Annotated in this window: 11 protein-coding genes, 1 tRNA gene and 1 pseudogene; 5 read left to right on the top strand and 8 right to left on the bottom strand. The window is 72.3% G+C overall.

Annotated features, from left to right (window positions below; translation table 11 throughout):
- Window position 1 precedes the first annotated feature (1 nt).
- Window positions 2-583 (bottom strand): TetR/AcrR family transcriptional regulator, encoded by a 582-nt coding sequence (locus tag AQJ11_RS17920; protein WP_208616546.1) that lies wholly within the window; start codon window positions 581-583, stop codon window positions 2-4.
- A 128-nt stretch (window positions 584-711) separates the two neighbouring features.
- On the opposite strand from AQJ11_RS17920, the gene AQJ11_RS17915 reads away from it, so the two are divergent.
- Window positions 712-1,917, top strand: coding sequence for an MFS transporter (locus tag AQJ11_RS17915; RefSeq protein WP_014673679.1), 1,206 nt, complete (start codon window positions 712-714; stop codon window positions 1,915-1,917).
- Between the two features lie 128 nt (window positions 1,918-2,045).
- On the opposite strand, the gene AQJ11_RS17910 is transcribed toward AQJ11_RS17915, so the two are convergent.
- From AQJ11_RS17910 to AQJ11_RS17900, 4 genes and pseudogenes are all read right to left on the bottom strand, one after another.
- Entirely contained in the window at window positions 2,046-3,701 is a 1,656-nt protein-coding gene (locus tag AQJ11_RS17910) for a long-chain fatty acid--CoA ligase (RefSeq protein WP_059263700.1), read from the bottom strand.
- Window positions 3,702-3,839: 138 nt separating this feature from the next.
- A complete protein-coding gene (locus AQJ11_RS17905) occupies window positions 3,840-4,397 on the bottom strand; it encodes a SigE family RNA polymerase sigma factor (protein ID WP_014673681.1) in 558 nt (185 codons plus the stop codon).
- 147 nt (window positions 4,398-4,544) lie between these two features.
- Window positions 4,545-4,670 (bottom strand): annotated as a pseudogene (locus tag AQJ11_RS51090) (lipid-transfer protein); the annotation flags it as partial.
- 159 nt (window positions 4,671-4,829) lie between these two features.
- Complete coding sequence (locus AQJ11_RS17900; protein WP_014673682.1) at window positions 4,830-5,141, bottom strand: hypothetical protein; 312 nt, start codon at window positions 5,139-5,141, stop codon at window positions 4,830-4,832.
- 369 nt (window positions 5,142-5,510) lie between these two features.
- On the opposite strand from AQJ11_RS17900, the gene AQJ11_RS17895 reads away from it, so the two are divergent.
- Window positions 5,511-6,383 carry a bifunctional DNA primase/polymerase gene (locus AQJ11_RS17895; RefSeq protein ID WP_059263699.1) on the top strand — a complete coding sequence of 291 codons (873 nt, stop codon included), beginning with the start codon at window positions 5,511-5,513 and terminating at the stop codon, window positions 6,381-6,383.
- A 95-nt stretch (window positions 6,384-6,478) separates the two neighbouring features.
- On the opposite strand, the gene AQJ11_RS17890 is transcribed toward AQJ11_RS17895, so the two are convergent.
- From AQJ11_RS17890 to AQJ11_RS17880, 3 genes are all read right to left on the bottom strand, one after another.
- Entirely contained in the window at window positions 6,479-6,883 is a 405-nt protein-coding gene (locus AQJ11_RS17890) for a RidA family protein (protein ID WP_059263698.1), read from the bottom strand.
- 227 nt (window positions 6,884-7,110) lie between these two features.
- A tRNA-Ser gene (locus AQJ11_RS17885) sits at window positions 7,111-7,195 on the bottom strand.
- 76 nt (window positions 7,196-7,271) lie between these two features.
- On the bottom strand, window positions 7,272-8,687 hold the full coding sequence (locus AQJ11_RS17880; RefSeq protein WP_059263697.1) for a S1C family serine protease: 1,416 nt from the start codon (window positions 8,685-8,687) through the stop codon (window positions 7,272-7,274).
- Window positions 8,688-8,925: 238 nt separating this feature from the next.
- On the opposite strand from AQJ11_RS17880, the gene AQJ11_RS17875 reads away from it, so the two are divergent.
- The 3 genes from AQJ11_RS17875 to AQJ11_RS17865 all read left to right on the top strand — a co-directional run bounded on the left by AQJ11_RS17875 (window position 8,926) and on the right by AQJ11_RS17865 (window position 11,590).
- Complete coding sequence (locus AQJ11_RS17875; protein WP_014673687.1) at window positions 8,926-9,753, top strand: glycerophosphodiester phosphodiesterase; 828 nt, start codon at window positions 8,926-8,928, stop codon at window positions 9,751-9,753.
- 85 nt (window positions 9,754-9,838) lie between these two features.
- On the top strand, window positions 9,839-10,480 hold the full coding sequence (locus AQJ11_RS17870; protein ID WP_079082340.1) for an ATP-binding protein: 642 nt from the start codon (window positions 9,839-9,841) through the stop codon (window positions 10,478-10,480).
- Window positions 10,481-10,627: 147 nt separating this feature from the next.
- A complete protein-coding gene (locus AQJ11_RS17865; RefSeq protein WP_059263695.1) occupies window positions 10,628-11,590 on the top strand; it encodes a DUF5926 family protein in 963 nt (320 codons plus the stop codon).
- Window positions 11,591-11,687: the final 97 nt, after the last annotated feature.

Here is an 11,687-nt window from a genome sequence, read left to right as displayed (position 1 = left end):
TTTAACAGGCGATCAGCCTGCGGGCCGCCTCCTTGATGGAGGCCCGCAGGCGGTCGTGGTCGGTGTCCTGCGTGCCGGCGAGGATGCGTCGCGTCTGCGGGACCACGGTCATCCAGTTGGTCAGCGCGGTGAGCAGGATCAGCAGGTGGCCGGCCGGGATGGCGTCCGTGATGACGCCCCGGTCCTGGCCGTCCTCGATCGCGGCGATCTTCCTGGCGTAGTGGTCCTGGCGGGCCGCCTCGTCGGGCAGTTCGGCGCTGCCGTACTCCATGCCCTCCCAGAAGAGCAGGCGCACCAGTTCGGGGTGGGCGGCGTGGTAGTCGAGGAGGCGGTCGACCCAGCCGTCCATGTCGTCCGGGTCGACGGGCACGGCCGCCGCCAGGTCGGTCAAGCGGGTGCCGAGGACCTTGCTGAACAGCTCCGCCTTGTTGCCGAAGTAGGCGTAGATGAGTTGCTTGTTCGCCTTGGCCTCGGCAGCGATGCGGTCGATGCGGGCGCCCGCGATGCCGTGCCGGGCGAACTCGGCGGCTGCCGCCTCGAAGATCCGGGCCTTGGTGGCCTCGGGGTCCCTCACTGATGCCATGAGGACAGGGTAGGCCGGGCGAGACGGTGACCAACGAGTTGGTTGGGCGGGGAATTCCGACGGCGGTGCGGGCTGTTGGAGGGTAGTAACCAACGGGTTGGTTACCGACTAAGGAGCAGCTCCCGCCCATGCCGTCAGCCCTCACCACCCGCCAGGCACCCGGACTCCGGGCCCCCGCCCGCGAGCGGTCCGCCTCCGGCTCCCTCTTCCTCCTGCTGATCGCCGTCTGCACCGCCGTCACGGCCGCCAACATCTACCTCGCGGCTCCGCTGCTGCCGCTGATCGCCCACGACTTCGGCACGACCCCCTCGGCCGTGGCCTGGATCGCCTCGGTCGCCCAGCTCGGCTACGCGGCCGGCCTGCTCTTCTTCGCCCCGCTCGGCGACCGGGTCGACCGGCGCCGGCTCGTCGCCTGGCTTTCCGTGGCCACCGCCGTCGCGCTGCTCGTCGCGGCCGTGGCTCCGGGTACCGCGGCCCTCGCCGCCGCCGTGTTCGTGGCCGCCGCGGCGACCGTCGTACCGCAGCTGCTCGTCCCGCTCGTCGCCGCGCGCGCCCCGGAGAACCGGCGCGCCCAGCATGTCGCGGCCGTGATCGCCGGGCTGTTCACGGGCATAGTCGCCGCCCGTGTCGTCGGCGGTCTGGCCGGACAGGCCCTCGGCTGGCGCTGGGTGTTCGGCGGGTCCGCCGTGCTGACGCTCGCCCTCGGGCTGGCGACCGCCCTGGCCCTGCCGGCCGAGCGGCGGGTGCGTGCGGGCGGGCTGTTCTCCGGGATCGCGGAGCTGCCGGGGCTGCTGCGCCGCTCGCCCGACCTGTGGCGGGCGTGCCTGCGGCAGGCGGGGATGTTCGGTGCGTGGAGCGCCCTGTGGACCTCTCTCGCGCTGCTGCTGACCGGCCACGGCTACGGCATGTCCACCGCGACCGCCGGGCTCTTCGGCCTCTTCGGCCTGACCGCCAGCGCGGTGGCGCCGCTGGCGGGGGGCCTGGTGGACCGGTTCGGCGCGGCGCGGGTCGTGGGCACCGCGTATGTGCTGGCCGCCGTTTCCGTACCGCTGTTCTGGTTCGGCGAGCATGTGCTGGCGGCGCTGTTCGCCGCCGCGATCCTGATACACGCGGCCCTGGTCGCCTCCCATGTCGCCAACCAGACCCTGGCGCTGACGACGACGTCCACGCCGGCCACCGCCAACACGGCCTACGTGGTCTCCGGGTTCGCCGGCGGCGCCCTCGCCTCCGCCGTCGCGGGGCCGGCCTTCGGCCACTGGGGCTGGACCGGGGTGTGCGCGGTGGCGGGGGTGTGGCTGGTGCTGGGCTGGACCACGACAGCGCGGGGGCGGTGAGCCGCGCGGCACCTGCTCGCGGAGGGGTGGGGCGGACCTGGAGCACCAGTTCCTGACGGCCGCGCACAGGCCGCGGAGCGTCAGAGAGGCCTCGGCCGGCTCTGACGCCCCGGCCGATCCACGGTGCCTCAGAGCGTGGTCACCTCCAGCGCGCCGTCCGCGTACCGCCGGCGCAGCACCTTCTTGTCGAACTTGCCCACGCTCGTCTTCGGTACCGCCTCGACGACCGTCCAGCGCTCGGGGAGCTGCCACTTGGCGATGTTGCCCTCCTCGAAGAGGAAGGCGCGCAGGGTCTCGAAGTCGGCGGTCGCGCCCGGCCGCAGGACGACCGTGGCCAGCGGGCGCTCGCCCCACTTCTCGTCCGGTACGGCGACCACGGCGGCCTCGGCGACGTCCGGGTGGGACATCAGCGCGTTCTCCAGCTCGACGGAGGAGATCCATTCGCCGCCGGACTTGATGACGTCCTTGGCTCGGTCGGTGAGGGTGAGGAAGCCGTCGGGGGAGATGGTGCCGACGTCTCCCGTCTTCAGCCAGCCGTCCTCGCTGAACTTGTCGGCGGGGCGCAGCGGTTCGGCGTCGGGGCCGTTGTAGTACGCGCCCGCGATCCAGGGGCCGCGCACCTCCAGCTCGCCCGCCGACGCGCCGTCCCAGGGCAGGCGTTCGCCGGCGGGGCCGGTGAGGCGGGCCTCGACGCCGGCCGGGAAGCGGCCCTGGGTGAGGCGGTAGGCGAACTCCTCGTCGGTGCCCGCCACGTGGGCGGGCGGACGGGCGATCGTGCCGAGCGGGGAGGTCTCCGTCATGCCCCAGGCGTGGCAGACCCGCATGCCCAGCTCGTCGAAGGCCGCCATCAGGGAGGGCGGGCAGGCCGAGCCGCCGATGGTGACCTGGGTGAGGGAGGAGACGTCACGCGGTGTGGCGTGCAGCTCGCCGAGGAGGCCCTGCCAGATGGTCGGGACGGCCGCCGCATGGGTGGGCCGTTCGTGTTCGATCATCTCGGCGAGCGGGGCGGGCTGGAGGAAGCGGTCCGGCATCAGCATGTTGACGCCGGTCATGAAGGTGGCGTGCGGCAGGCCCCAGGCGTTGACGTGGAACTGCGGGACGACCACGAGCGAGGTGTCCTGGTCGGTCAGGCCCATCGACTGGGCCATGTTGACCTGCATGGAGTGCAGGTAGATGGAACGGTGGCTGTAGACGACGCCCTTGGGGTCTCCGGTCGTGCCGGAGGTGTAGCACATGGCGGCGGCCCGGCGTTCGTCCAGCTCGGGCCAGTCGTAGCCGGTCGGCCGGCCGGCGAGCAGTTCCTCGTACTCGTGCACCCGGGCGGTGGCGCCCTGGAGCGGGGCGCGGTCGCCGGGCCCGGACACGACGATGTGCTCGACGGTGGGCAGCTTGGGCAGCAGCGGCGCGAGCAGCGGGATCAGCGAGCCGTTGACGAGGACGACCTTGTCGGCCGCGTGGTTGACGATCCACACCAGCTGTTCGGCGGGCAGGCGCAGGTTGAGCGTGTGCAGCACCGCGCCCATGGACGGGATCGCGAAGTACGCCTCGACGTGCTCGGCGTTGTTCCACATGAGCGTGGCGACCCGGTCGTCGCCGGTCACTCCCAGCTCGTCCCGCAGGGCGTGCGCCAGCTGTGCCGCGCGGGTCCCGACCTCGGCGAAGGTGCGCCGGTGGGGCTCGGGTTCCCCGGTCCAGGTGGTCACCCGCGACGAGCCGTGGACCGTCGACCCGTGGGTCAGGATCCTGGAGATCAGCAGCGGTACGTCCTGCATGGTGGCCAGCACGGCGTTCCTCCCGGGCGACATTGCCTACGCGGTAGTAGGGGGGTGCGCTGATTCTGCGCACATACCACGCGGTATGTCACTAGGGGGTGGGTCACTGAGCGGGAGGAAAATCCCGGCCGGCGGGCCGCCCGGTCCCGGCTAGCGCGCCAGTTCCAGTTCGGGGTCCTCGCGCAGCTTGCCCAGCGCGCGGGACACCGCCGACTTCACCGTGCCCACCGACACGCCGAGCACCTCGGCGGTCTGGGCCTCGCTGAGGTCTTCGTAGTACCGCAGGACCACCATCGCCCGCTGCCGGGCCGGCAGCCGCAGGACCGCCCGCCACATCGCGTCGCGCAGCGCCTGCCGCTCGGCGGGGTCGTCGCCGCCGGGCACGGGCTCCGGCTCGGGCAGCTCGTCGCAGGAGAACTCGTCCACTCTGCGCTTGCGCCACTGCGAGGTCCGGGTGTTCAGCAGCGCCCGGCGCACATAGCCGTCGAGCGCCCGCTGGTCCTCGATCCGCTCCCAGGCCACGTAGGTCTTGGCGAGCGCGGTCTGCAACAGGTCCTCGGCATCGCTCGGGTTCGCGGTCAGCGAGCGCGCGGTGCGCAGCAGGACCGGCTGACGGGCCCGCACGTACGACGCGAACGACGGGTAGGCGGGAGTCCGCCGCCCGGGTGCGGCGGCGGCCGAGGCGCTGGTGCAGACGGGTGTGGTCATGGCTCCACGCTAGGAGCGCGGGCCCCGGCGCGGATCGGCCGCAGGTCCCGAAGGGGGGTCCCCCTCAGGTTGTAGGGGTGGGGCTGCCTCCACCTCCTGAAGGTGGAGTGCGGGTGCGCCCCGTCTGCGGGTACGACCCTGAGGAGGTCAGCCGTCCGCCGTCAGGACCAGCCCCGATGTCGGCACCCCGGTACCGGCCGTCACCAGGGTGCGGGCCGCCCCAGGGACCTGGTTCACGGCCGTGCCCCGCAGTTGGCGGACCGCCTCGGCAATCCATCGGCGCGTTCACCGGGTCCTTGCCCTCGCCGGCGACGGCCGGACCGGACCGGGTAAACGCCGGCGCGGCGGTACCGAAGCACCGCCGCGCCGACGTGTCGCGACCCCGGAGCACACCCCGCGAGCGCCCTCCTCACGAGGACCCTCGCCCCCGGCTCACCAGAGCCGCGTGAAGTTGACGTCGACGTTCCCGTTGCCCTGCCGGATGGCCGTGAGCGCGGAACCGTTGACCTGGGCGGTGTTGCTCTGGTTCGAGGCACCGGAGCCCGCCGCGTTCTGGTTCGTGGTGGACGAGTTGCCGTTGTTGTCGTCGCCGACGCCGCTGCCGAGGACGGACGCCACGCCCGAGTTCGATCCGTCGTCCGCGAGGGCGCCGTTGTCCGCCGTCGCGACGCCGGCGAAGAGGGCGGCTGCGAGCGGGAGAGCGGAGACGGCGGCGAGAACGCGGGCGGTACGGATGCTTGCCATGTGTTCCTCCAGAACCAAGCATTCTGCGGCCCTAGGGCCGGACGTACATGAACTACGGCTGGTGACAGGGCGGTTGGCCGACCGCCTGGACTGTCGTGGACGACGTCGCGCCTCCAGAGTTGCCCACCCGATCCCCGGCGAACCGTCCTGGAAGCAGCGATTCGCACGCAAGCGTGACGGCAAGTCGATAAACCCCTATCGCCACCTTTAGGCACATCTGCCCCCTGAGCCACGCTCCGCGTGACCTCCCGGCCTCAAGCGACACAGGGGATGAACCGTTCCGGCGCCCTTCCGCCCCCTCCACCCGTCACCGGCGCGTCACGCCTTCCCGCCCTTCCCATTTTCGAACGCGTGTACGAACATGGAAGCATGGCCACCATCGACCGGCAGGCCACGACGCTGGCCCTCGCACACGCCCTGTCAGCCGCCGAACGCGGACTGGCCGTGATCCCCCTGTCCCGGACGAAGCTCCCGGCCCTGCGCTCCCCGCACCGCGACGACCCGAACCCGCCGGGGCGGCCCTGCCACGGCGAGTGCGGCCGCTTCGGCCACGGCGTGTACGACGCCTCCACCGACCCGGTCCGCATCCGCGAGCTCTTCGCCGCCGCGCCCTGGGCCACCGGCTACGGCATCGCCTGCGGGCTGCCCCCGTACCACCTGATCGGCGTCGACCTGGACACCAAGTCCGGCACGGACTCCTCGGCCGCCCTGCGCGAACTGGCCCTGCGCCATCTGTTCACGATCCCGGAGACGGTCGTCGTCCTCACCCCGAGCGGCGGACGTCACCTCTGGCTGACCGGACCGCCCGACACCGTCGTACCGAACTCGGCCGGCCGGCTCGCCCCCGGCATCGACATCCGCGGCGCTGGCGGCTACCTCGTCGGCCCCGGCTCCCGCACCGACCACGGCGTCTACACCGCCGCGCCCGGCACGGCCGGCCTCGCCCCGGCCTCCTGCCCCCCGTCCCTCCTGCGGCTCCTGCTGCCCCCGCCCCGCGCGCCCCACCCCACCCGCCCGGCGGCGGGCGACCACGGACAGGGACTGGTGCAGTTCGTGCTCGCCGCGCACGAGGGGCAGCGCAACACCCGCCTGTTCTGGGCGGCCTGCCGAGCCTACGAGAACGGCATCGGGCCCGCCCTGGCGGACCCCCTCGTGGCCGCCGCCCGCGACACCGGCCTGACCGAACGCGAGGCCCGCGCCACGATCGCGTCGGCGGCCCGGCTGACGGGGCACCGGCCCTGAGGCCGGCGCCGGGCCACGGGCATCTCCGGAACAGGAGCCCAGAGGGGCCGTCCCAGCAGCGACGGCCCTCCGAAGGAATCAGTCCGTCCGCCCGCCTATGGCTTCACGTCCAGACGTACGAGCGCGCCGATCTCCACGAGCTGGTCCGGCAGTGCCAGGTCGGAAATTCCCATGACCGTGCTGGTGGGCCGGTGTTCCCCGAAGTATTCGGCGTGGAGGCGTGCTGTCGTGTCGAAATTCTCCCGCAGGTTCCTCACCAGCACCGTGGTTTCCACTATCTGGCTGCGCTCGGCCCCGAACTGCTTCAGCACCAGGTCCAGATTCTCCAGCGTGGTTCGGACCTGTAGTTCGAAGTCGTCCGCGCCCACGAAATTGCCGTCACGGTCATGGGACAACTGCCCGGAAACATAAACCGTTTCACCGACCTGAACGGCCTGGCTGTACCCGTAGGCCGACTCCCACGGCATACCGAAACCGAATGCCTTCATCTGAGAACCCATGCCTCACTCCCTTTGAACAGTGCGCGAGACCTTGAGCTGAAGACAGGCCCCTGCCCTAAGAAGTTATCGGTTCAATTACTCCCCGTGCAAGCAATACTTGCTCCATAGCGAAGCCGAAATGTACTCTGCGTGCACGAAATCGGTTGCGATTCGCTTGACCCCAGGAAATAAGAAGGGGTGCCCCTCACGAGGGACACCCCTTCTGAACAGCAGGTCCACGACCCCTGCGGTGGGTGTGGGATTTGAACCCACGGTGACTCGCGCCACGACGGTTTTCAAGACCGTTCCCTTAGGCCGCTCGGGCAACCCACCTCGCCCGCCCACCAGGGGCGGAGCGGGTACAGCGTACCGGGCGCGGGCCGGGGTGTGGGGGCACGGCCCCCGTGGGTCAGTTGTCGCCCACCCGCGAACCCAGCGTCAGGTCCACCGTGTGCTCCTGGCCGCCCCGCTTGTAGGTGACCGTCACCTTGTCGCCCGGCTTGTGGGTCCAGATCTCGCCGATCAGGGTCGGTCCGCTGTCGATCACGTGGTCGTCCAGCTTGGTGATGACGTCACCGGGCTTGAGGCCGGCCTTGTCCGCCGGACCGCCCGTCTCGACCGCGGCGGAGCCGCCCGTGCCCTGGTCGGTGATCTGCGCGCCGTCGCTGGAGTCCGTCAGGGAGACGGACGCGCCGATGCGCGCGTACACCGGCTTGCCGGTCTTGATCAGCTGCTGGGCGACGTACTTGGCCTGGTTGATCGGGATGGCGAAGCCCAGGCCGATCGAGCCGGACTGGCCGGTGCCGAAGCCGCCGCTGCCGGTGGACTGGATCGCGGAGTTGATCCCGATGACCGCGCCGGAGGCGTCCAGCAGCGGGCCGCCGGAGTTGCCGGGGTTGATGGACGCGTCGGTCTGCAGGGCGCTCATGTACGACGCCTTGCTGCTGGAGCTGCCGTCGCTGGAGGCCACCGGGCGGTTCTTGGCGCTGATGATGCCCGTGGTGACCGTGTTGGACAGGCCGAAGGGAGCGCCGATGGCGATGGTCTCGTCGCCGACGGCCACCTTGTCGGAGTCGCCGAGGGCGAGCGGCTTGAGGTCGGAGGGGGCGTTCTTGAGCTTGATGACCGCGACGTCGTAGCCCTGCGCGTGGCCGACGATCTCGGCGTCGTACTTCTTGCCGTTGGGGAAGGTGGCCGTCAGCTTGCCGCCGTCCACGGCGTCCGCCACCACGTGGTTGTTGGTGACGATGTGGCCCTGGGTGTCGAAGACGAACCCGGTGCCCGTGCCGCCCTCGCCGTCGGTGCTCTCCGCCTCGATGGTCACCGTGCTGGGCAGCGCCTTGGAGGCCACGCCGGCGATCGTCCCCGGCGCGCGCTTGACCTGCGTGACGCCGCCGTCGGACGCGGAGACGGTGGTGGAGCCGCGGTCGTCCCGGTCCTTGGCCAGGGTGTAGCCGAGGCCGCTGCCCAGGCCGCCCGCCACCAGCGCGGCCACCAGGACCGCCGCGACCAGTCCGCCGCGCTGCTTGGGGGCGGGCTGCTGGTAGGTGCTTCCCCAGCCGGCGCCCGCGCCGCCGGAGCCGCCGTCGGCGTAGGCCGGGGTGGCCGGCGGCGGAGGCGGCCAGGAGCCGTCGGGGGCCGGGCCGCCCTGGTACGCGGGGCCGTGGTCCGCCGCCGGGGCCTCGTGGGGCACGGGCGGGAGCGGAGCCGTCGGCGCGTTCCCCTCGGGCGCGGGGCCCTGCGGGGACGCGGCGGGAGAGGCCATCGGCACGGGAGGCGCGGACGGCGCCGGGGGTACCGCGTTGCCCTCGTTCTCGGTGCTCACAGGTCTTCTCCTCGATCCACGCCTGGTGTCATCGGTCGCACTGGTCTGCGGTCAGCTTTTCCCACGGGCCGTCAGAGCACCATAAGCGGTGGCTGTGGGTCCGGCGACCGTCTTTATATAGGTTTATAGAGGATCTTCCGGGCAAAGGTTTCATAAACGTGCATGCCGCATGCCCCGTCCGTCGCACGGACGCGCCCGCGCCGCCACGTGTACCCGGCGACGGTGGCACCATGACGCGGTGACCCACGCCCGACAGCACTCCCTCCAGGTCGTAGCCCACCGCGGTGCCTCCGAGGACGCACCCGAACACACCCTCGCCGCCTACCGGAAGGCCATCGAGGACGGCGCGGACGCCCTGGAGTGCGACGTACGGCTGACCGCGGACGGCCATCTGGTCTGCGTCCACGACCGGCGGGTGAACCGTACCTCCAACGGCCGCGGCGCGGTCTCCGCGCTGGAACTGGCAGATCTGGCCGCCCTCGACTTCGGCTCCTGGAAGACGCGCGAGGCCTGGCGCGGGCGGGACGAGGAACCCGACTGGGAGCACCGGCCGGAGGACCGCGAGGAGACCTCCGTGCTCACCCTGGAGCGGCTGCTGGGGCTGGTCGCGGACGCCGGGCGGCGGGTGGAGCTGGCCATCGAGACCAAGCACCCCACGCGCTGGGCGGGGCAGGTCGAGGAGCGGCTGCTGACCCTGCTGAAACGGTTCGGACTGGACGCGCCGGCCTCCGCCGCCGAGTCGCCGGTCCGGGTCATGAGCTTCTCGGCGCGTTCGCTGCACCGCGTGCGGGCCGTGGCGCCGACGCTGCCGACGGTGTACCTGATGCAGTTCGTCTCGCCCCGGCTGCGCGACGGACGGCTGCCCGTGGGCGTGCGCATCGCGGGCCCCTCGATCCGCATCGTGCGCGGTCACCCCGCCTACGTGGAGCGGCTGAAGCGGGCCGGTCACCAGGTCCACGTGTGGACCGTGAACGAGCCCGAGGACGTCGACCTCTGTGTCGGACTGGGTGTCGACGCCATCATCACCAACCGCCCGCGCGCGGTGCTGCGGCAACTGGGCCGCTGAGCCGGCCGGCCCCGTACCCCCTCGCCCGTGCGGGCCCGTCACGGGGTGTGCTCCGGCGCGTTCGCCGCGTGTCCGCCCGTACCGAATGCGACACCGGAAGAGGATTGGCCGGTTTCCGGTACAAGCCAAGAGGGCATCCACCCCATGGCGTGGGGCGAAGGAGGTCTCGGGGGTGGCGTTGGTGGTGGCACAGGAGGTGCCCACGTCGTCGAGCATGGCCGTTCCCCATGGCCCTGCGGGCGTGGGGAAGGCGCGGCACCGGATGCGGGCGCAGCTGCGCAGCGGTGGCGTATCCGAATCGGTCATCGACGACGCCGTACTGATCCTTTCCGAACTGCTGAGCAACGCCTGCAAGCACGGGCGCCCCCTGGGGGACGCGTCGGCCGGGGACGGGGACGTCCGCGCCGCCTGGCGGGTCGACGCGCGCGGGCGGCTGGTCGTGGAGGTCACGGACGGCGGCGGCCCGACCCGCCCGGCGCCGGCCACACCCTCGGTGACCGCGCACGGCGGTCGCGGGCTGAACATCATCACGGCGCTCGCCGACGACTGGGGCGTCCGGGACGACGTCCGGGGCGAGGTGACGGTCTGGGCGCTGGTCCACGAGGACGTCCACGATCCCGATGCCGGGTGCCGCCGCGAGGGTTTCGCTACGCGCGTCACCCGCTCCGCGCCGCTGCCCGGCCTGTCCGGGCTCGACTTCGCCGACGTGTTCGACGACCTGGACTGAACCAGGCGGCGTGTCACCCGTCCACCGTCCGCGGATTCGCCCACCGGCGTCGAGCGCGCGTGCGTTGTCCACAGGTTCCCGTCGGTCATGGTCCGAACGGCTAGGCTCCGGACGTACGAGAAGAGCCGTAACCGGGAGACACCCACCATGGCCAAAAAGCGACCCCAGACGAAGGTCAAGCCGCAGCTGATCGACGGGGAGGTCCCGGTTGTCGGCGCCCGCGAACCCTGCCCCTGCGGCAGCGGCCGGCGCTACAAGGCCTGCCACGGCCGGGCAGCCGCGCACGCCGCGACGGAGCTGGTGCAGCGCCCGTTCGAGGGGCTGCCGGGCGAGTGCGACTGGGTCGCGCTGCGCGAGCTGGTCCCGGCCGCGACGGCCGGGCTGAGCCTGCGCGGCGGCCTGCCCGAGGGCGTCCCGTCGGTCACCCTGGCCACCGTGCTGCCGATGGCCTGGCCGGCGCTGCGCCGCGACGACGGCTCGGTGCTGATCGGCCTCCAGAACGACACGGCGTCCGGTGACATCAGCCGCGACCTCGCCGACACGCTGCTGCGTGCGCTGGAGGCCGCGCCCGGCACCCCGGTGCAGGGCCGCCGGGCCCCCGCCGAGGGTCCGCGCCTCCAGGACCTGCTCGACCCGGAGGGCGCGTTCGAGCCGGTCGTGCACAGCGGCTTCGAGTTCTGGGTGCCGGACGCGGAGAACGCCACGCCGGAGGTGGCGGCCTCCCTGGAGCGGGCCAACGCCGCCGCCATCCCGACCGTGAAGCTGTCCGGCGTGGACGCCGCGTACTGGTGCGAGACCCCGGACAAGAACCACCTGCGCTGGGTCATGCCCCACCCGGAGGAACAGCTTCTGGACGCTCTCGCGCGGTTGCACGCGGCGGGCCGGTCCAGCCTCGGCGAGGGCACCCGGCTCGTGGGCTCCTTCCGTGCTCACGGCCTCACCGTGCCGGTCTGGGACCTGCCGACCGGGGTCACCGCGGAGGACGTGGAGAAGCCGGCCGCCGAGTTCGCCGAGCGCCTCGCCGCCGCCCTCGCCGTCCAGGAGCCGCTGACCCCGGACGAGCGCCGGGCGCGCGGCGGCCTGACCAACCGGCAGGTCACGCTCAGCTGACGCGCCGCGCGCGGGTGTCACGGCTGACCGGCCGGTCAGCCGTGACACCGGGCCGTGCGGCAGGTGACTCCTGTCACAACTCCCGGTTCCGACAGGG

The sequence above is a fragment of the Streptomyces corchorusii genome, assembly GCF_001514055.1.
Lineage (GTDB): Bacteria > Actinomycetota > Actinomycetes > Streptomycetales > Streptomycetaceae > Streptomyces > Streptomyces olivaceoviridis.
Note: the sequence above shows the minus strand (reverse complement) of the source record. Positions and strands in the feature narration are given on the sequence as shown.

Excerpts from the sequence above, each read along its gene's own strand:
- AQJ11_RS17865 (WP_059263695.1), top strand. The coding sequence starts at position 10,628 with ATGGCCAAAAAGCGACCCCAGACGAAGGTCAAGCCGCAGCTGATCGAC.
- AQJ11_RS17900 (WP_014673682.1), bottom strand. The coding sequence starts at position 5,141 with ATGGCAAGCATCCGTACCGCCCGCGTTCTCGCCGCCGTCTCCGCTCTC.
- AQJ11_RS17920 (WP_208616546.1), bottom strand. The coding sequence starts at position 583 with ATGGCATCAGTGAGGGACCCCGAGGCCACCAAGGCCCGGATCTTCGAG.
- AQJ11_RS17895 (WP_059263699.1), top strand. The coding sequence starts at position 5,511 with ATGGCCACCATCGACCGGCAGGCCACGACGCTGGCCCTCGCACACGCC.
- AQJ11_RS17870 (WP_079082340.1), top strand. The coding sequence starts at position 9,839 with ATGCGACACCGGAAGAGGATTGGCCGGTTTCCGGTACAAGCCAAGAGG.
- AQJ11_RS17905 (WP_014673681.1), bottom strand. The coding sequence starts at position 4,397 with ATGACCACACCCGTCTGCACCAGCGCCTCGGCCGCCGCCGCACCCGGG.
- AQJ11_RS17890 (WP_059263698.1), bottom strand. The coding sequence starts at position 6,883 with ATGGGTTCTCAGATGAAGGCATTCGGTTTCGGTATGCCGTGGGAGTCG.
- AQJ11_RS17915 (WP_014673679.1), top strand. The coding sequence starts at position 712 with ATGCCGTCAGCCCTCACCACCCGCCAGGCACCCGGACTCCGGGCCCCC.